This is a genomic window from Mesorhizobium sp. Cs1321R2N1, assembly GCF_037179725.1.
Lineage (GTDB): Bacteria > Pseudomonadota > Alphaproteobacteria > Rhizobiales > Rhizobiaceae > Mesorhizobium > Mesorhizobium salmacidum.
Genome location: NZ_JAPYKP010000033.1, coordinates 1 through 19,256, shown reverse-complemented (window position 1 = coordinate 19,256; position 19,256 = coordinate 1). Strand labels below are relative to the sequence as shown.

Below are 19,256 nucleotides of genomic sequence, written 5' to 3'. Positions count from 1 at the left end.
GATGTGCGGAATTTTTGGGTTCCACGCCCGATCACGCTTGCCTCTCGCCGAAACGCTGGATGGGGCCACGGATCGGCTGGCCCATCGCGGTCCGGACGGGCGCGGAACATTGATCATGCGGAGCCCGGATGGCGAGTGGCAGGCCGGACTCGGTCATCGTCGGCTGTCGATCCTTGATATCGAAGGCAGCCCGCAGCCGATGCATTCGCATGACGGCCGATATGTCATCGTCTACAATGGCGAGGTCTACAATTATATCGAATTGCGCGCCGAACTCATGGAACGCGGACATCGCTTTGCCACGCAAGGCGACACCGAAGTCGTGATCGAGGCCTGGCGCGCCTGGGGCGACGACTGCCTGCCGCGCCTCAACGGCATGTTTGCCTTTCTGCTTTGGGACAGCGAAACCGGCCGCCTCTGTGCCGCGCGCGATCCTTTCGGCAAGAAACCGCTCTTCCTGGCTTCCGGGGGCGGCTTCCACGCCTTCGCCTCCGAAATCGATTCGCTGCGCCATTTTCCAGGTGTCGACGACCGTCTGGATCAGGATTCGCTGCGCGAATTTCTCAGCTATCGCTATGTCCCTGGACCGGCCACGTTCTTTCGCGGCATCTCCAAGGTTCCGCCAGGAACCTTCATGGTGGTCGATGGCGCCAACATCCGTGCGGAGCGCTATTTCACGACGCCTTTTTCGCGCACGTCGCCCACCGTCGAAAGCTTCGACGAGGCGGTGAGGCTTTTTGGCGAGAAGCTTGATGAGGCGGTACGGCTCAGACTGCGCTCGGATGCGCCGTTTGGCGCATATCTTTCCGGCGGGCTCGATTCCTCGATGATCGTTGCGCTGATGAGCCGTCACATGGGCAAGCCCGTGGCGACCTATTCAGTAGGGTTCGATGTGCCCGGCTCCTCCGAATTACCCTATGCCAGGCAAGTCGCCGACACCTTCGGCAGCGACCACAGTGAGCTCGTCGTGAACATGGATGCGTTCACGTCGGTGTGGGAGGAGGCGGTGCTGCGGCGGGGCGCGCCGGTATCCGAGCCGTCGGACCTGCCGGTTCTGCTTTTGTCACGGCTGGCGAGCCGCACCGTCAAGATGGTGCTTACCGGCGAAGGCGCCGACGAGCTCTTGGGAGGCTATCCCAAGCATCGCGCCGAGCCGTGGGTTTCCATGTACCAGAGTCTGGTGCCGGGCGGCTTGCACGAAGCCCTTGTGGGTCCTGGCGCACGCGCCCTGCCCTATGCGGCGCGGCGACTGAAGATCTTGGCCGGCGTCGCCGGCATTCGCGATGCACAGGCCCGTATGGTGGCCTGGTTCGGCGGAGCAGACGGCGGACAAGCCGAGGCGCTCTATTCCGGTCCGCCCCAATCGCGCGATCTCGATCCGCTGCCGTTCACGACCGATGGCGAAATCAGCCCGCTCAAACGCATGCTGCATTTCGATCAGACGTCATGGCTGCCGGACAATCTTCTCGAGCGCGGCGATCGCATGATGATGGCGGGGTCGATCGAAGGACGCATGCCATTCATGGATGTCGGCCTGGCCGAACTCGTCGCCCAATTTCCCGATGCTTTCCTGACCGGCGCGCCAAAGGGCAAGCGCGTGCTGCGATCGCTTGCAGCGCAATTGCTTCCCCGCCAGATCCTGGAGCGCAAGAAGGTCGGCTTCCGGGTACCTGTCGAGCAATGGTTCCGTACCGGCATGTCGGATCAGCTTCGAGATCTGCTGCAGAGTGACAGCGCCACAGTGCGCAATGTCTGCAATGCGCGCGAGATAGATCGACTGATGAGCGAGCACCTGGGTGGCGCTCACAATCACGAGAAGATACTGTGGGCGCTTGCCAATCTGGAGCAGTTCTTCCGGGTGTTCCGGCCGACGCTTGATGCTGAACAGCCGCAAGCCGCTCAGCGACGGGTCGCCAGCGCCTTCCGATAGGCTCCCTGAAGACCTTCGATCATGGTTTCGAGGCGGAAACGCGCGTTATAGATATCGCGCGACGCGGTTCGAAACGCTTCGCGGCGCGCGCCGTTTTCAATCAATTGCGCAAGGGCATGCGCAAGCTCTTCCGCATCGTCCGGCTTCACGCTTAGACCGTTCCGACCTTCCCTCAATACGTCGGGCACCGAGCCGACCGATGTCGCGACCAGGGCTGCGCCCGCACACGCACCCTCCAACAGGCAAACCGGCAAGACCTCATTGCGTGACGGCAGGACGACGATATCGGCCTGCCGATAGAGCGGCAGGATCGTCTCGAGCGCCAGCCAGCCGGTGAATTCCACCTGGCCGAAAAGCCCTGAACTTATGGCGCGGTCGCGGAAGGCGGCGACATCGCCGGCACCCGCGAAGGTCGCGCGCCATTGCGGCAGATCCTTCGGCAGCAGCGCAAGTGCCTGAAGCAATACCCCAGCGCCTTTGGCCTCGGTGAGGTTGCCGGCAAACAACAGTCGAACGGGCGCATTCTCCTCGCGCGGTTGCGGTGCATCAAAAGCGAAATCGGCGACGCCATTGGCCACGACGTCGAAGCGATCCGGCGGCATGTGATAAAAGTGGGCGACGAAGTCTCGCCAGTAATCGCCAAGCACGATGATGGCGTCGGCTCGCTCAAAGACAAGGCGCAAGACACGGACCCAGCCGCGTCGCGCATCTCCGGGCTTGGGAAAGGCCGAGCCATGAAAGTGGACGACCGTGGCCGCGCCGGCCAATCGCGCCATGGACTGCATGACCCATTTCCTCCACGACGATGCATTCGTCGCGGTGTTGAGGTGGACGATGTCATACCGGCGGGTTGCCAGCAGCCAGCCATAGCGGATCAATGCGAACGGGAAATGTGCCAGCCAACCGACACCGGACGCGTCGCCACGCGAGGCCAGGAAATCCATCTCGATCGCACTGCCGGCCGTCGAACGAAGCTGTTCATCAACGTGAGAAAACAGCGTCTCGATCCCGCCACGGCCTTTCAGGCCCCGCGGAACTACACAAAGGACCCGTATTCGATCCAAAAGGTCACACAACCCTTCGAAGCGCCGACCTGGGCGCGGGTGCACGACAGTCGATGACTTCAAGATGATCGCTGCTGTTGAGAGTATGGATCATCGGATAAGGTCTCTTTGCCGAAGCAAGAATGGGCACTGGTAAGGTCAAACGCACCTTCGTCTCGTCCAACTCAACAAGGTCGGCAAGTCCGAGCCCGCCGCCATAATTGTCCGTGCCGTTCTGCAATGGCAATATGATGCGATCGCCCATACGCACAAAACAGCCTCCGGGCCGGGCTGCGGCGCGATCGATTCTCACCGGATTGCTCCGGTGCGGGAACCATGGTCCCTCCAGGGCCTGCGCATAATAGACCACGAGCGTATCCGAGGCGCTGCCGTAGCCGTCGCGTTCGGTCGCGAACAGCCAAAGCTTGCCGCCATGCTCCAGCAAGGTCGCATCGAAAAGTTCGCGATCCGGAATCAGGACCGAGTGCCGAACCCACCGGTCCGGGAACGACTCAGCCCGGTATAGAACCAGATCTCCACCCGAACCGCCCTCGGGAAGCATCCAGATCTGGCCGCCATGACTGAACACTTGCGGATAGGACAGGTGATAGGGTTCCTCGATCACCACACGCGGCACGGTTGGAGCGCCGTCTCGGAAGACCTCGGTCACGGAAATCACCGCTTTGGTACTGGCATGGCAAAAGTCTTCAATGAATATGAAATATCGCCCCTGCCATTCGAACGGAAACGGATCAGCATAGAAACGATCGCCATCATCGGGCAGATCGATCCAAGGTTCTCCGGCCAGGAGACCCGTGGCCGCGACGGTCTGACCATTGTGAAACCGGTAGCTCACCCGCCAACGATTGAGGCGGAACCCCAAGCGCCTGGCGGCCCCTGCTGTTTGCCGGGGTATGGTTGAAAGAAGGTAGGTACCGATCAGCTGTCCATTGGTTGGACACTGACGCGCGCCCCCTGTCGGTTCGGATCGGGCCTTGTGGCCCTTGAGGAAATGATCCGTCGTATCCACCAGCAGTGTGCACATGCGCGCCAGAATGTCATTGAGCCCGCGAAGGATCGAAAGCCGGCTGTCGACCATGGGGGCCGCGCGCGCGATGCGTTCACCATCCAGAATGATTTCGATATCGGGAAGGCCGCCGGCCATCAACACCCGGGCTGCTTCGGCAATTGACGCGGAGCCCGCGAAGCCCGGGCGAAGGCCGGGAGAGGCAATAGGCAGCATGACGCCGGTCAGATCGATACGCAGTTCAGCGTCAGGCCGGGACCGAGACAGTTCCACGCCCTCGACAGGTTCAAGAAGGTCATGGCCCCGAATCTGCACTGCCTTGCGCTCAAGGCGCAGAATATAGCCAAGCGGCCATTGTACCCCGGGCGCCGCAACGCCGACCAGCGCAACGTCATGACCTTTCTCGGCCAGCCGCTTGGCGACAAGCATGTGCACCGAACACACATTGTCATCAGAAACAAGTATATCAATTCTGCTCATCGGGATTCCGTCAGCGAAGGTCGAGAGACTATGAGAACCAGTTGCTAAGTTCGGCTTAATACCGCGGGCTCGGTAAGGTGTGTTCGGCGGTGTGCCTTCTGCCGACCACTGAGACGTGCGACAGCATGGCTTTCTCACTCGGTGCCAGGTGGCAAATGGGTCGAGCCATTCCGACGGTCTCACCAGCAGGCTTGCGCATGGAAGTCTCCCGAGCAATGCTGCGGCAGTGGAGAAATCATGCGGAAAGTCCTGATAGCGGTACTGCTGGCCGCGGCTGCACTTTATGCAAATTGTGCCCTGGCATTGGACAGCAGCGGAACCCCCGTCGTCGTGACGCCACTCGCATCACGCACGACCACTGCATCAGGTCAGCCGATCACGCTGCCGCAGAAGAACGTGCAGGTGCTGGTCTCGACCTATGACATCAGGCCCGGCGCGACCTTGCCGGTCCATCGCCATCCCTTCCCGCGCTACGCTTATGTCGAGGCCGGAACATTGAAGGTCACCAACGTCGAGACCGGCAACAGCAACGTCCACAAGACAGGTGATTTCATCATCGAGATGATCGGCCAATGGCATCAGGCCACCAATATTGGTGATGGGCCGGTCAAGCTCCTGGTGATCGATCAGGTCGAGGAAGGCGCCAAGAACACGGAATTGCGCCAGTAGCCACCAAGACTATGCCCGCGCCCGAGGGCGGGAAGGCAATACCTCGCCCGCCCTCGCGCGGACCATTCGAACCAGGCGCCTAGCCCCAGGCGCCAACCGGCTGCCGGGTCGTTGCGTTCAGCCTATTGAAGGCGTTGATCAGGGCGATATGGATGACCAGTGCGGCAAGCGCCTTCTCGTCATAATGCCGGGCCACTTCGTCCCAGACATCGTCCGGCACTGCGTCCGGCCGGTCGGCGAGCCTGGTGCCGGCTTCTGCCAGCGCCAATGCCGCGCGCTCGGCGTCGGTGAAATACGGCGTCTCCCGCCAGGCCGCCAGCGCAAAGATGCGCTCGTCCTTTTCTCCGGCCTTCTTCAATTCGCGCGCATGCATGTCGACGCAGACGCTGCAATTATTGATCTGGCTGGCGCGCAGACGAATGAGCTTGCGCGTCACATAGGCACGTCGGCCGCCTCGGTCGACTTGTCCAGCGCCAGCAGCGCCTGCACCGAACCGGGGATGAGCATCACCGGGTTCTTGATCCTTGCTTGCATGATCCTTCTCCTTTTGAATTGTTTCTCCGGGCGTGTTTTCCCGGCCCGGACGCCTCGCATCCAGGATTCGAACTTGATAAAACTGTTGGCTGCCTGCCGTGGATCAGGCCTGTGTTGCGGTAACCTGTTCGAGCCGTTCGAGAATGCGCGGCCAGCCGCTTCCCATGCCGATATAGCCACGCTCGTCGGCCGGCCGGAATCCCGACTGCTCCATTCGCACCCGGGTCGCCACACCCTCGGGCGTCAGTGATCAGGTCACCACGGTTTTCAACCCGCTGTCCGATTCCGTCCCATCGCCCCAACTGTAGGCCAGCAGCCGCGGCGCCTCGACTTTCAGCACCACGCAGTTCGTCACGCCGGACCATCCAGGAACTGGTGTCGCACGCAGTGTGAAGCGATGCCCCTCTTGCGCAGCGAAGTCATTCTGCATGAGCCATTCGCCGACGAGCGCTGGCACGGTCAGTGCCCGCCATATCTTTTCCGCCGAATATGGAATCAGCCTTTCGACGACAATCGATTTGGTTTCCGTCATGCCTTGCTCCTCTCGTTGTTGTCGTCGTGCCACGCACGCGCAATCAATAACCCGTCAGCTATACATTACTCATAACCATGCGGTTATGCGATTGTCAAGAAAGGAATCTGCTATCTGGTCCAAATGGCGGCATAGGGTTCACGCTTTCGCGTCAGCCGTCCTGGTGCTAGGCCTCTCCACGACATCATGAACTGGATTGCCCCGTGACCGTGGAAACTCGCCCGCCGCTGATCGAAATCTGTGTCGAAGGCATAGATGGCCTGCTCGCCGCGCAGGCCGCCGGCGCCGACCGGGTCGAACTCTGCGCCAGTCTGGTCGAGGGCGGCATCACGCCGAGCCTTGGCACTGTGCACGCCACGCTCGATCAGGCGACCGTCCCGTTCCACGTCATGGTGCGGCCACGCGGTGGCGATTTTCTCTACAGCGAGACTGAATACCGCTCGATGCTGGCCGACGTCACCGCGCTCCGCGAGCTCGGTGTGCCCGGCGTGGTGTTCGGCTGCCTGAACGCCGACGGCACCATCGATGAGAAGCGAATGGGCGAACTGACCGAGGCCGCAGGGCCCTTGAACGTCACCTGCCACCGCGCCTTCGACATGACGCGCGATCCGGCCGAGGCACTGGAAGCGCTGATCCGCTGCAAGGTCGGCCGCGTGCTGACCAGCGGCCAGCGCGACACGGCGATCGAGGGCTTGCCGTTGCTGGAAGAGCTGGTGCGTGAGGCCGGCGACCGGATCATCATTCTCGGCTGCGGCGGGCTCGATCTCGGCAACATTGCCGAGGTGCGCGCAAGGACCGGCCTGGCCGAAATGCACTTCGCCGCCCTCAAGGACGTGCCGAGCGCCATGCGCTACCGCAATCCGAAGGTCGGCATGGGCGGGTCCGATCTCGACCGCGAGTATCGCAACACACTGACCGACACACCGCTGGTGGCGGCGACAATCGCGGCGGCCAAGGCATGACCTCTCCCATAGACCGCATAGCGCAGGACGACGAAGCCGCCATACTGGCGCTCAACAACGAGCACGCCGCCGAATTGTCGTGGCTCGAAGCCGAACGGCTGTCCTTCCTGCTCGGCGAGTCCTTCTATGCCCGCCGCATCGGCGATCTCGAAGCCTTCATCATGACCTTCGACCAGGATGCGAATTACGACAGTCCGAACTTCGTCTGGTTCCGCGAGCGCTACGAGCGCTTCATCTATGTCGACCGCGTCGTCGTGGCGGCGCACGCAAGAGGCCGCGGCCATGCTCGCCGGCTCTATCGGGACCTGTTCGACCAGGCGGAGAGCGCCGGCCACACACTGGTCACCTGCGAGGTCAACACCGACCCGCCCAACCCCGCCTCGGATGCCTTCCACGCCGCTCTCGGCTTCGCCGAAGTCGGCGACGCGGTGATCCATGGCGGCAAGAAGGCGGTGCGCTATTATGTCAGGCAGATCGCCGCCTGATCCGATGGCGCTCGGCGCTCATTCACCAATTGCGGTTGAGCCATTCGCGCGCTGGGCGCTCGATGAGGTAGTAGCTGCAGAGCGCGCAGGCGAAAACCCCGGCCAGCATCGGCCATGGATTGCTGCCCTGCTCGTAGACGAATTTGTAGAAGGGCTGCTGCCACAGATAGAGCGAATACGACCACAGACCCAGTGTCGTCATCGGCAGGGATGACAGCCATCCGGACAAGAACCGCGTGCTGAAATCCAGCGCATTGATAGCAGTCGCCAGCAATGGCACCGCGACCAGGTAGTGGATCGGTGTCGGTACTGAATCCATGAACAGGAAAACCGCGCCAACGGCCGCCGCAACGGCGACATAGGGCCCCTTCAACAAGGCCGGCAGCTTGCCGTCGGCCTTGAGCAGGCAGACCGCGGCCGACAGCAGGATCGAGGCGATGTGCACATCGGTGCGCCAGTACGTGGCTTCATAATCCATGTGCAGGAACCAGTAGGAAACCGCGCCATTGGCCATGGCCAGCAAGGCCAGGACCAGCAGCAGCGGGACGACACGGCTGCGGCTGCCAACGATTGCGCTGATCGCCGCCAGGATGATGTAGGCATGCTCTTCGATACAGAGCGACCAGATGTGGTCGAGTGCGCCGGCCCGGTTCAGGAGAATTCCGGCATAGTTGTAGGTGAATGTCAGCGCCGTCAGGGCCGCCTTCCATTTGAAGACGATGAACGTGCCTGAGAGCGCGATCATGGCGACGACGACAAAGACCAGAAGCGCCGGATAGATGCGCGAGAAGCGGCGTTTGAAGAATTTCTTCAGCGGATAGCGTTCGATGAACAGGATTTCGGCCATCAGCCGGCCGCTGAGCACGAAGAAGAATTCGACGCCCAGAACGCCCAGATTGATTCCGGGAACGGGAAAAAAATGCCCAATCAGCACCAGGGCGATCGACAGACCGCGCCAGCCGTCGAGATAGGCCAGCCTTGTCCTCGCCGATCGGTTGACGATCGTTTGGGACAGAACCAAATGGGTCGCGGAAATTTCGGACATGCCGATCCCTTCGCATTGATATGCGAAAGGGCACGGCTGCACGCATTCCGAACCCGGCTCGCATTCTCCGCCCGCCCCATACTGCAGTGCAATATAAGTTTGTGCAAGTGCGAGATTGGCGCCGGTGCATTCCCGGGCAGGCATGGGTCAGAATCGTTTCAACCAAACATGGGGATGCGGCGGCCGGGAACCGGGCAGCTACAGGCGCCAGGAACGAAAAAGGGGCCGTGACGGCCCTTTCCTTGTCCGCAATCGATCTTGTGTCAGGCGTTGGCTGCCGCCACCGCGCGCTTGGCCATGACCGCGATCAGGTTGGCGCGGTAGTCGGCGGAAGCGTGGATGTCGCTCATCAGGTTTTTCGCCGGCACTTTCACGCCATTGAGCGAAGTGGCATCGAAGCTCTTGGCAAGTGCCGCCTCGATCTCCTTCGAGCGGAAGACGCCGTCATCGCCGGCGCCGGTGACGGCAACGCTGACGCCATCCTTGCCCTTGGCCACGAACACGCCGACGATCGCGTAGCGCGAGGCCGGGTTGCGGAATTTTTCGTACGCAGCCTTTGCCGGCGCCGTGAAGGAGACCGCCGTGACGATCTCGCCATCCTTCAAGGCCGTCTCGAACAGCCCCTTGAAGAACTTGTCGGCTGATATTTCGCGCTTGTTGGTGATGATGGTGGCGCCCAGCGCCAGAAGTGCGGCCGGATAATCCGCCGCCGGATCGTTGTTGGCGATCGAACCGCCGATCGTGCCTTTGTGGCGTACCGCCGGATCGCCGATCAGCGACGCCAGATGGGCAAGCGCCGGGCAGGCCTTGCGCAGCTTCTCGTCATTGGCGACGTCGAAATGCGTGGCGGCGGCGCCGATCGTGACCGTCTTGCCTGACACCTTGACGCCCTGCAGGTCCTTGATGCGTGACAGGTCGACCAGGTCGGAAGGGGCCGCCAGCCGCGTCTTCATGGCGGGGATCAAGGTCATGCCGCCCGACAGCAGCTTGGCGTCGCCGCTTTTCACGAGCTTGGCGGCTTCAGTGACCGAGGCGGCACGGTGATAGTTGACTGCGTACATGGGATCCTCCCCTAAGTGGTCAGGCAGTAGTGAGTAGTCAGTAGTCAGTAGTGGGAACGCCGCCGCCGGAGCTGGACAAGGTGCCCTTTTTCGCTACTCACTACTCCCTACTCACTCATTTCGCGGCGCGGATCGCGGCCCACACGGTCGACGGTGTGGCCGGCATGGCGATATCGGCGATGCCGATGGCGTCGGTGATGGCATTGATCACCGCCGGCGGCGAACCGATGGCGCCGGCCTCGCCGCAGCCTTTGATGCCGAGCGGATTGCTCGGACATGGCGTGTTCGACGTCGAGACCTTGAACGACGGCAGGTCGCCGGCACGCGGCATGGTATAGTCCATGTAGCTCGCCGTCAGCAGCTGCCCGCTGGCGTCGTAGTGAGCGCCTTCCAGCAGCGCCTGGCCAACGCCCTGGGCAATGCCGCCATGCACCTGGCCTTCGACGATCATCGGATTGATGATGTTGCCGAAATCGTCCGCCGCCACGAACTGGACGATCTCGGTCGTTCCGGTTTCCGGATCGATCTCGACCTCGCAGATGTAGCAGCCCGCCGGGAAGGTGAAGTTCGCCGGATCGTAGAACGCCGTTTCCTTCAGTCCTGGTTCCATGCCGGCCGGCAAATTGTGCGCGGTATAGGCGGCCAAAGCCACTTGGAACCACGGCAGGCTCTTGTCGGTACCGGCGACCTTGACTTCGCCATTCTCGATGACGATGTCGCCCTCGTCGGCTTCGAGCAGGTGCGCGGCGATCTTCTTGGCCTTGGCCTCGACCTTGTCGAGCGCCTTGGCGATCGCCGACATGCCGACCGCGCCCGAGCGCGAGCCGTAAGTGCCCATGCCCATCTGCACCTTGTCGGTGTCGCCGTGGACGATCGACACCGAATCGATCGGCACCCCAAAACGCTGGTTGACCAGTTGCGCGAAGGTCGTCTCGTGCCCCTGGCCATGGCTGTGCGACCCCGTCAGCACCTCGATGGTGCCGACGGCATTGACCCTTACCTCAGCCGATTCCCACAGGCCGACGCCGGCGCCAAGCGAGCCGACCGCGGCCGACGGGGCGAGGCCACAGGCCTCGATGTAACAGCTCATGCCGATGCCGCGCAGCTTGCCCTTTTTGGCCGCGTCCGCCTTGCGCTTGCCAAAGCCGGCATAATCGGCGGTCTTCATGGCCGCGTCGAGCGAGGTCGCATAGTCGCCGGCGTCATAGTTCATGATCACCGGTGTCTGGTGCGGGAAGGTCGTGATGAAGTTCAGGCGCCGCAGCTCGGCCGGAGACACGCCGAGTTCGCGTGCAGCGGCTTCCATGGTGCGCTCCAGAAGATAGGTGGCTTCTGGCCGCCCTGCCCCGCGATAGGCATCGACAGGTGCCGTGTTGGTGTAGACGGTGCGTACATTGGCGTGAATGGCCGGGATGTCGTACTGCCCTGACAGCAGTGTCGCGTAGAGATAGGTCGGCACACAGGACGAGAACAGCGACATGTAGGCGCCGAGATTGGCGATGGTGTCCACCTTCAGCCCGGTGATCCTGTTGTTCTTGTCGAAAGCCATTTCCACGGTCGAGACGTGGTCGCGGCCATGCGCGTCGGTGAGGAAGCTTTCGGTGCGATCGGCGACCCATTTGACCGGCACGCCGGTCTTCTTCGAGGCCCACAGGCAGACGATCTCTTCCGGGTAGATATAGATCTTGGAGCCGAAGCCGCCGCCGACATCCGGCGCGATCACGCGCAGCTTGTTTTCGGGTGCGACGTTGTAGAAGGCGCTCATCACCAGCCGCGCGACATGCGGGTTCTGCGATGTCGTCCAGCAGGTATAGCGATCCTCGGCCTTGTCGTAATGGCCAAGAGCCGCGCGCGGCTCCATCGCGTTCGGCACCAGCCGGTTATTGACGATCTTCATGCGGGTGACATGCGCCGCCGCCTTGACGGCGGTATCGGTCGCCTCGGCATCGCCGATCTCCCAGTCGAAGATCAGGTTGTTCTCGGCCTCGGCATGGACCTGCGGCGCGCCCTTTTCGAGCGCCTTGGTCGCGTCGACGACGGCCTTCAGTTCCTTGTAGGTGATGTCGACCGCCTCGGCCGCATCGCGTGCCTGGCCCTTGGTTTCGGCCACCACCACCACGACCGCATCGCCGACATAACGGACCTTGTCGACGGCCAGCGGCGACCATGCGCCCATCTTCATGGGCGAACCGTCCTTGGAATGAATCATCCAGCCGCAGATGAGGTTGCCGATACCATCGGCCTTGAGCTCCTTGCCGGTCAGCACGCCAATAACGCCCGGCATGCCTTGAGCCGTTTTCACGTCGATCTTCTTGATCTGCGCATGCGCGTGCGGGCTGCGCACGAAGGCTGCATGCTTCATGCCGGGCACCACCATGTCATCGACATAGCGGCCGGCGCCGGTGATGAACCTTTTGTCTTCCTTGCGCGCGACCCGAGCGCCAACACCTTCGATGCCCATGCAGAGATTCCTCCCGAAAAAGTGAATAGGAAGCAGTGAGCAGTAAGTATAGCCGCCGGTTCAGACCGACTACTGACTACTCACTACTCGCTCTTCTCTCACGCCGCCTGTTTCGCCTTGTCCTTGGACCCATTCGACATCGTCTTCGATGCGGCGAGGATCGCCTTCACGATGTTGTGGTAGCCGGTGCAGCGGCAGATATTGCCTTCGAGTTCTGCACGAACCGTGGCCTCGTCGAGGCCTTCGGGATGACGGTTGATCATGTCGATTGCGGCCATGATCATGCCTGGCGTGCAGAAGCCGCATTGCAGACCATGATGTTCCTTGAAGGCCGCCTGCACTGGATGCAGGTCGGCGCCGTCGGCGAGGCCTTCGATCGTAACCACGGTCGATCCGGACGCCTGGGCCGCGAGCATGGTGCAGGACTTGACCGCCTTGCCGTCGACATGCACGACGCAGGCTCCGCACTGCGAGGTGTCGCAACCGACATGGGTGCCGGTCAGGCCGAGATTCTCCCGCAGGAAATGGACGAGCAGCGTTCGATCCTCGACGGCACCGCCGATCCGCTTGCCGTTCACCATCAACGAAACGTCCGACATAGCCCCTCCCTGGGTGTCAACCTTGGTCATCAGGTTGCCGACGCGCCGCTGGCACTTCGGCCATGCGTTAGTCGTACACCGCACAACGCACAAAAAACAACACGAGGGAAAAGTCGGATCATTGTACTTTCGGCCATGGCCAAGGGACCAAAGTGCATTTTCCCGGCCCCATTGCCAAAACGCCTCCTGGCGGCAAGAATGCCTTCGTCGCCCGCGCGCCAGAAGCACTTGAAAAGCCGCGCACAAGAAGGCGTCGGAGGAAATGCGGGAGAACGCCGCTGACCAGTTCACTGACGCGCTACGCATGCGGGTTGTCGGCGCTGACCACGGACGAGCCCGACCCGGACGTCTTCGCACGCGCGGTAGCCGCCGAGGCCGCTGCCATCGATGCCGGCTTTGCCCTCGTGTTCTTTTCCCAAAGCCTAGTCGAGGCAAGCACCCTCTCGCAGGCGCTCACGACGTGCGCGCCGGGGCTCCACCATGCCGGCTGTTCCACCGCCGGCGAGATCACGCCGCAGGGGCTCGAGGAAGGCCATATGCTGGCGATGCTGCTGCCCTCGGCGTCCTTCACGGCGGTCAGCACCATGGTCGACAATTTGTCGACATCGGGCATGGACAGGATCACCGAAGAGGTCGAGGCCCTGCGGCGCACGCTGCGCGCCCGGCCCGGCGGCGAGCAGACCAGGAACACCTTCGCGCTCTGCTTCATCGACGGGCTGTCCTATGCCGAGGAAGCGGTGAGTTCGGCCATCCACTGGGGTCTTGACGACATACCGCTGCTCGGCGGCTCGGCCGGTGACGATTTGAAATTCGAGACGACGCGTCTGATCTCGAACGGTGCCGTCACTTCGGACAGCGCCATCATCGTGCTGATCGCCACGGAAATTCCGTTCCACGTCTTCAAGACCGACAACTTCGTTCCCACCGACGAAAAGCTGGTGGTGACCGCGTCCGACCCGGATCACCGTATCGTGCGGGAGTTCAACGCCACCAATGCGGCGGAGGAATATGCCGCTTCCGTCGGCATCCTCCCGCAGACCCTGACGCCGCTAAGCTTCGCCTCGCATCCCGTGGTGGTGAAGGTGGGCGGAGAATATTACTGCCGCTCGATCCAGAAGATGCACGCGGATGGCTCGCTGTCGTTCTTCTGCGCCATCGACGACGGTGTCGTGCTGTCGATCGCCCAGCCCGAGGACATGGTGGAAGCGACACGAGCGGCATTGCGCGAGGTCAAGGAAAGGCTGGGCGGTATCGATATGATTCTTGGCTTCGACTGCGTGCTGCGCCGGCTGGATGCGCGCAACCGGCAGGTCTTTCGCGACATTTCGGAGCTCTACAGGGTCAACAATGTCATCGGCTTCGGCACCTACGGCGAGCAATATCGGTCGATGCACCTGAACCAGACTTTCACCGGCATCGCCTTCGGTGACCGGCAAGCGGCTGAATAGGCGCAACAAAATGCCGCTCAGGGACATAAACGATCTCGACAGGCTGAAGAAGATCAACGCCGCCCTGGTCAGCCGCGTCGAGCGCTCGATGGACCAGCAAGGCAATGCCTTTTCGTTGTTCCAGACCGCGATCTCGCTGGAAAACCGGGTGCGCACGCGCACCGAGGAACTGCATTCGACCTTGCGCAGGCTGGAACAGTCGAACATCGACCTCAGCGCCGCCAAGGAGAGTGCCGAGCTGGCGAACCTGTCCAAGACAAGGTTCCTCGCCGCCGCCAGCCACGACGTGCTGCAGCCGCTGAACGCCGCCCACCTCTCCGTCTCGGCGCTCGCCGAGGTGCAGACCAGCGAAGAGGGAAAAAAACTGGTTCGGCAGGTCGAGCGCTCGCTGGAGACGATGGAAGACCTGCTGCGCACCTTGCTCGACATTTCCAAGCTCGACGCCGGCGTGGTCCAGCCCGACATCGGCGATGTCAGCCTGGAGGCGTTGTTCTCATCACTGCGCTCGGATTTCCAGCCGGTGGCGGAGTTGAAGGCGCTGTCGCTGAAATTCCGGCCGGTCAATGCGGTGGTCCGCTCGGACAGGACCTTGCTGCGCCGCATCCTGCAGAACATTCTCTCCAACGCGCTGGGCTATACCCGTTCGGGCGGCGTGCTCGTCGGCACACGCCATCGCGGCGACACCATCCGCATCGATGTCGCCGACACGGGCTGCGGCATTCCCGAGGACCAGCGCGAAGCGGTGTTCGAGGAGTTCCATCGCGGCACCTCGCCGGCCAACGCCGAACTCGATGGCGGCGGGCTTGGGCTCGGGCTCGCCATCGTGCGCCGCATGGCCGGCGCGCTCGGCCACCCCGTGACGTTTTCATCCAAGGTTGGCCGCGGAACCATCTTCCACATCGATGTCCCCGTCGGCCTCGGCGCGCCGGCCGATGCCATCGCCAGCGCCGCCAGCCTGGAACGACCGCGCGGCTACGGCCTGTTCGGCACCAAAGTGCTGCTGGTCGAGAACGATGCCGAGGTGCTGGAGGCCATGACCTTCCTGCTCGAACGCTGGCAATGCCTGGTGCGGGCCGCGACGTCGACCGACGATGCGCTGGACATGCTCGGCGATACCGATTGGGTGCCCGACATCGTCATCGCCGACCAGCATCTCGACGGCGGCGACCTCGGCACCGCCACCATATCGGAAGTCCGCGACTATCTCGGCCGCGCCGTGCCGGCGCTGATCGTCACCGCCGACAGTTCCGAAGCCGTGGCCAAGGCAGCGCGTGCCGGCGGCATCGAACTGATGCGCAAGCCGTTGAAGCCGGCGCAACTGCGCGCGCTGCTGGCGCATTTGCTGGCTTAGAGTACCCAGCGGAGGACTAATGGCTCAAAAACCGGCCTGATCGCGAAACAGCTCGGCACTGTCCAGCTTCGACACCTCGATCACCGCTTGCGTGCGGCTGTAGACGTTGAGCTTGCGCAGGATCTCGGAGACATGCGCCTTCACCGTGGTCTCGCCGACCTGCAGCTCGTAGGCGATCTGCTTGTTGAGCAGGCCCTGGCGCAGCATCTGCAGCACGCGCAATTGCTGCGGCGTCAGCTTGGAGAGGCGCTGGAGCATGTCGGCGCGATCGGTACTGTCGGCGCCCGGCGGCAGGCCCTGATAGGTTTCCGGCACATAGATCGCGCCGTCCATCACCGAGCGGATGGCCGCGGCCAGATCGCTCTTGCGCGCCGATTTCGGGATGAAGCCGGCAGCGCCGTAGGACAAGGCCTCGGAGATGATTCTCGTCTCCTCATAGCCCGACACGATCACCACCGGCAGGCGCGGATAGCGGGTCCTGAGCTGCAACAACCCGTCGAAGCCGTGCACGTCGGGCATGCTGAGGTCGAGGAGCGCCAGGTCGAAAGGCTTTGCATCGGCCAGCAGATCCAGCGCCTCGGTGATCGATCGCGCTTCGACCGTGTCTACCTCGGGATAAGCCATTTGGACGGCGCTGTGCAGCGCCTCGCGAAACAGCGGATGGTCGTCGATGATAAGAAACCGGGCACGATCGGTGGGAGGGGTCATAGGGCTCGTTCCGGTTTACCGGGTACACCATAGTCTCCTGACCATGGCCGGATTATTGGCAAATAGTCTATCGCCTGTTGACGGGATTCATCGCAGCAAAAAGATCGGAAGCCCTGAATTCCTTATCCAGCCGCGGCAAAGCCCATGCTTTATGAAAAGCGACGCCTTGCCCGACCCCCGAAATCGGCCGAATGTATCGCCATCATACGCAGAGATCGCCATGACCGCCTTTGTCCTTCCCGTCCCGCCAACGCCTTCTGTCGCCATTGCGGGATCCGGCGAACGCTTTGCCGTGCGGCGCATCTTCTGCGTCGGCCGCAATTATGCGGCGCATGCGCGCGAATTCGGCAATGACGAGCGCGATCCGCCTTTCTTCTTCACCAAGCCGGCCGACGCGGTGGTCGATTCCGGCACTCATATCCCCTATCCACCGCTGACCGAAAATCTCCACTTCGAGATCGAGCTGTTGGTGGCGATCGGTAGATCGGGCTTTCGCATTTCCCGCGACAAGGCGCTGGACCATGTCTGGGGCTATGGCGTCGGCATCGACCTCACCCGCCGCGATCTGCAGGATGCCGCCAAGAAGGCGGCGCGGCCCTGGGACTGGTCGAAGGCGTTCGACCGTTCCGCGCCTTGCGGCCCGCTGGTTGCCGCGCGGAAATCCGGGCACCCGGCGAAGGGCCGTATCTGGCTCGCCATCGACGGCGCGGTGAAACAAGATGCGGACCTCGCCGAGCTGATTTGGCCGATCGCCGATATCGTCTCGATCTGCAGCGAAGGCGTGGAATTGCAGGCCGGGGACCTGATCTTCACCGGCACGCCGGCCGGTGTCGGCGCGGTCAAGCCGGGCGAAACGATATCAGGCGGCGTCGATGGCATCGGCACGATCGAAGTGACCATCGGCCAGCCGAAGCCATGAGCAAGATTGTCCTGCACAACTACTTCCGCTCATCCACCTCGTATCGGGTGCGGATCGCCCTGGAGATGAAGGGGGTGGGGTATGACTACATCCCGCATCACCTGCGTCACGGCGAGCATCTGGAGGCGGCCTATCTCGCGGTCAATCCGCAGGGGCTGGTGCCGGCGCTGATCTGGAGCGACGGCATGCTCCTGACGCAATCGCTGGCGATCATCGAATTTCTCGACGAGACCATACCTGAACCTCCGCTATTGCCGAAAGACCCGCCCAGCCGGGCACGGGTGAGAATGCTGGCGCAGATCATCGCCTGCGACATTCACCCGGTAAACAATCTGCGCGTGCTGACCTCGCTGCGCACGCTGTTCGGCGCCGGCGACCAGGATGTCGCCAACTGGTTCCGGCATTGGGTCAATGAAGGTTTTGCGCCACTCGAGCAATTGCTGACGGCTTCGCCCGAAACCGGCGCGTTCTGTCACGGCGACACGCCAGGGCTGGCCGACATCTGCCTTGCCGCGCAAGTCACCAGCAATGCCCGCTTTGGCGTCGATATGATGCCCTATCCGACGATTTCGCGCATCAATGCCGGCTGCATGGCACTGCCGGCCTTCCAGAAAGCCGCGCCACAGAACCAGATCGATGCCGAGTAGAGAAGCCACCGATGCCGACGAGGCAAAGGCGCTGGCCATATCGAGGCGTATGGCTGCCTCTACGTGCTGGAGGAAGATGGCGAACCGCCATTCGCCCACTCCGTTGGCATCGCGGGATCGATTTCCGCTTGACCGGTCAGGGAATCGGCTATCGTTTCCCACGTGAGTGCAGTCTCAGGGGTGGAGTGATCGATGAAAGCCGTCGTCTTCGAGAAATTCGGCGAAGCGCCGACCATCCAGACCGTGCCCGATCCGAAGCCGGCTGCCGATGGCGTCGTCATCAAGGTCGAGGCGACCGGGCTGTGCCGCAGCGACTGGCACGGCTGGATGGGCCATGACGCCGATATCCGCCTGCCGCACGTGCCGGGCCATGAACTGGCGGGAATCGTCGTCGCCGCCGGCAAGCACGTCACCCGCTGGAAGGCGGGCGAACGCGTCACCGTGCCGTTCGCCGTCGGTTGCGGCCACTGCTTTGAATGCACATCAGGCAATCATCAGGTCTGCGAACATCAGTCTCAGCCTGGCTTCAACGCCTGGGGCTCGTTCGCCGAATATGTCGCCATCGAACACGCCGACACCAATCTCGTGCGCCTGCCCGACGAAATGGAATTCGCCACCGCCGCCAGCCTCGGGTGCCGCTTCGTCACATCGTTCCGCGCCATCGTCGACCAAGGCCGGGTGACGCCGGGCGAATGGGTGGCGGTGCATGGCTGCGGCGGCGTCGGCCTGTCGGCGATCATGATCGCCAGTTCGATGGGCGCCAATGTCATCGCCATCGATCTCACCGAGGAGAAACTGGACTTCGCCAAAAAGATCGGTGCCGTGGCGACCATCAACGCCTCCACGACGCCGAACGTCGTCAAGGCGGTCAAGCAGATCACCAATGGCGGCGCCCACATGTCGATGGACGCGCTCGGCCACCCCACGACGTCCTTCAACTCGATCGCCAACCTGCGCCGGCGCGGCCGTCACGTGCAGGTCGGCCTGATGCTGGGCGAGCATGCCCGCCCGCAAGTGCCGATGGACAAGGTGATCGCCTTCGAACTCGAAATCCTCGGCAGTCACGGCATGCAGGCCTATCGCTACCCCGCGATGATGGAGATGATCCGCCACGGCAAGCTCAAGCCCGAACTGCTGGTCGGCAAGAAGATCAGCCTCGACGAGGCGCCAGCAGCCTTGATGGCGATGGGCGGTTTCGAGGGCATCGGCATCGGCGTGGTGACGAAGTTCTAGGTGTGGAGCCTCAACAGGTTGTCCTTGGTCAGGCCCAGGCGACTGATTGGCGGTTTGGACTTTAGGCTCCCGTGCGGACGGTGCCAATTGTACCGATGCAGCCATATGGGCAACTCGGCGGC

The 19,256-nt window shown here is 62.6% G+C and carries 16 protein-coding genes and 3 pseudogenes; 9 read left to right on the top strand and 10 right to left on the bottom strand.

Annotated features, from left to right (window positions below):
• The first annotated feature begins 1 nt into the window (after window position 1).
• Window positions 2-1,930 (top strand): asparagine synthase (glutamine-hydrolyzing), encoded by a 1,929-nt coding sequence (gene asnB / locus O7A61_RS11700; protein WP_337129914.1) that lies wholly within the window; start codon window positions 2-4, stop codon window positions 1,928-1,930.
• On the opposite strand, the gene O7A61_RS11695 is transcribed toward asnB, so the two are convergent.
• Both O7A61_RS11695 and O7A61_RS11690 read right to left on the bottom strand, forming a co-directional pair.
• Window positions 1,900-2,874 (bottom strand): glycosyltransferase family 4 protein, encoded by a 975-nt coding sequence (locus O7A61_RS11695; RefSeq protein ID WP_337129913.1) that lies wholly within the window; start codon window positions 2,872-2,874, stop codon window positions 1,900-1,902. The genes asnB and O7A61_RS11695 overlap by 31 nt on opposite strands.
• A gap of 124 nt (window positions 2,875-2,998) precedes the next feature.
• Entirely contained in the window at window positions 2,999-4,480 is a 1,482-nt protein-coding gene (locus O7A61_RS11690; protein WP_337129912.1) for a glucosamine inositolphosphorylceramide transferase family protein, read from the bottom strand.
• Window positions 4,481-4,717: 237 nt separating this feature from the next.
• Between O7A61_RS11690 and O7A61_RS11685 the strand changes: the two genes are divergently transcribed.
• A complete protein-coding gene (locus O7A61_RS11685) occupies window positions 4,718-5,149 on the top strand; it encodes a cupin domain-containing protein (protein WP_337129911.1) in 432 nt (143 codons plus the stop codon).
• 79 nt (window positions 5,150-5,228) lie between these two features.
• On the opposite strand, the pseudogene O7A61_RS11680 reads toward O7A61_RS11685, so the two are convergent.
• Window positions 5,229-5,683, bottom strand: a pseudogene (locus tag O7A61_RS11680) (carboxymuconolactone decarboxylase family protein).
• A gap of 103 nt (window positions 5,684-5,786) precedes the next feature.
• A pseudogene (locus O7A61_RS11675) lies at window positions 5,787-6,215 on the bottom strand (SRPBCC family protein).
• Between the two features lie 203 nt (window positions 6,216-6,418).
• Here O7A61_RS11675 and O7A61_RS11670 point away from each other — a divergent pair.
• On the top strand, window positions 6,419-7,177 hold the full coding sequence (locus O7A61_RS11670; protein ID WP_337129910.1) for a copper homeostasis protein CutC: 759 nt from the start codon (window positions 6,419-6,421) through the stop codon (window positions 7,175-7,177).
• Complete coding sequence (locus O7A61_RS11665; protein WP_337129909.1) at window positions 7,174-7,662, top strand: GNAT family N-acetyltransferase; 489 nt, start codon at window positions 7,174-7,176, stop codon at window positions 7,660-7,662. Before O7A61_RS11670 ends, O7A61_RS11665 begins: the two co-directional genes overlap by 4 nt.
• 22 nt (window positions 7,663-7,684) lie before the next feature.
• On the opposite strand, the gene O7A61_RS11660 is transcribed toward O7A61_RS11665, so the two are convergent.
• The 4 genes from O7A61_RS11660 to O7A61_RS11645 form a co-directional block, all read right to left on the bottom strand.
• Window positions 7,685-8,707 (bottom strand): acyltransferase family protein, encoded by a 1,023-nt coding sequence (locus tag O7A61_RS11660; protein ID WP_337129908.1) that lies wholly within the window; start codon window positions 8,705-8,707, stop codon window positions 7,685-7,687.
• A 263-nt stretch (window positions 8,708-8,970) separates the two neighbouring features.
• Complete coding sequence (locus tag O7A61_RS11655; RefSeq protein WP_337129907.1) at window positions 8,971-9,768, bottom strand: FAD binding domain-containing protein; 798 nt, start codon at window positions 9,766-9,768, stop codon at window positions 8,971-8,973.
• Between the two features lie 115 nt (window positions 9,769-9,883).
• On the bottom strand, window positions 9,884-12,229 hold the full coding sequence (locus tag O7A61_RS11650) for a xanthine dehydrogenase family protein molybdopterin-binding subunit (RefSeq protein WP_337129906.1): 2,346 nt from the start codon (window positions 12,227-12,229) through the stop codon (window positions 9,884-9,886).
• Between the two features lie 98 nt (window positions 12,230-12,327).
• Window positions 12,328-12,828 (bottom strand): (2Fe-2S)-binding protein, encoded by a 501-nt coding sequence (locus O7A61_RS11645; protein WP_337129905.1) that lies wholly within the window; start codon window positions 12,826-12,828, stop codon window positions 12,328-12,330.
• Window positions 12,829-13,139: 311 nt separating this feature from the next.
• On the opposite strand from O7A61_RS11645, the gene O7A61_RS11640 reads away from it, so the two are divergent.
• Window positions 13,140-14,276 (top strand): FIST signal transduction protein, encoded by a 1,137-nt coding sequence (locus O7A61_RS11640; RefSeq protein WP_027144038.1) that lies wholly within the window; start codon window positions 13,140-13,142, stop codon window positions 14,274-14,276.
• Window positions 14,277-14,286: 10 nt separating this feature from the next.
• Window positions 14,287-15,627: a hybrid sensor histidine kinase/response regulator gene (locus tag O7A61_RS11635; protein ID WP_337129904.1), complete on the top strand. Its 1,341-nt coding sequence runs from the start codon at window positions 14,287-14,289 to the stop codon at window positions 15,625-15,627.
• A gap of 24 nt (window positions 15,628-15,651) precedes the next feature.
• On the opposite strand, the gene O7A61_RS11630 is transcribed toward O7A61_RS11635, so the two are convergent.
• On the bottom strand, window positions 15,652-16,335 hold the full coding sequence (locus O7A61_RS11630; RefSeq protein WP_337129903.1) for a response regulator transcription factor: 684 nt from the start codon (window positions 16,333-16,335) through the stop codon (window positions 15,652-15,654).
• A gap of 220 nt (window positions 16,336-16,555) precedes the next feature.
• Here O7A61_RS11630 and O7A61_RS11625 point away from each other — a divergent pair, with 220 nt between their 5' ends.
• The 3 genes from O7A61_RS11625 to O7A61_RS11615 all read left to right on the top strand — a co-directional run bounded on the left by O7A61_RS11625 (window position 16,556) and on the right by O7A61_RS11615 (window position 19,134).
• Window positions 16,556-17,254, top strand: a complete 699-nt coding sequence (locus O7A61_RS11625; RefSeq protein WP_337129902.1) for a fumarylacetoacetate hydrolase family protein — start codon at window positions 16,556-16,558, stop codon at window positions 17,252-17,254.
• Window positions 17,251-17,901 carry a maleylacetoacetate isomerase gene (gene maiA / locus O7A61_RS11620; protein ID WP_337129901.1) on the top strand — a complete coding sequence of 217 codons (651 nt, stop codon included), beginning with the start codon at window positions 17,251-17,253 and terminating at the stop codon, window positions 17,899-17,901. The genes O7A61_RS11625 and maiA overlap by 4 nt, the downstream gene beginning before the upstream one ends.
• 192 nt (window positions 17,902-18,093) lie before the next feature.
• Window positions 18,094-19,134: a zinc-dependent alcohol dehydrogenase family protein gene (locus O7A61_RS11615; protein ID WP_337129900.1), complete on the top strand. Its 1,041-nt coding sequence runs from the start codon at window positions 18,094-18,096 to the stop codon at window positions 19,132-19,134.
• On the opposite strand, the pseudogene O7A61_RS11610 reads toward O7A61_RS11615, so the two are convergent.
• Window positions 19,131-19,256 (bottom strand): annotated as a pseudogene (locus O7A61_RS11610) (IS481 family transposase); the annotation flags it as partial. The gene O7A61_RS11615 and the pseudogene O7A61_RS11610 sit on opposite strands and share 4 nt — an antisense overlap.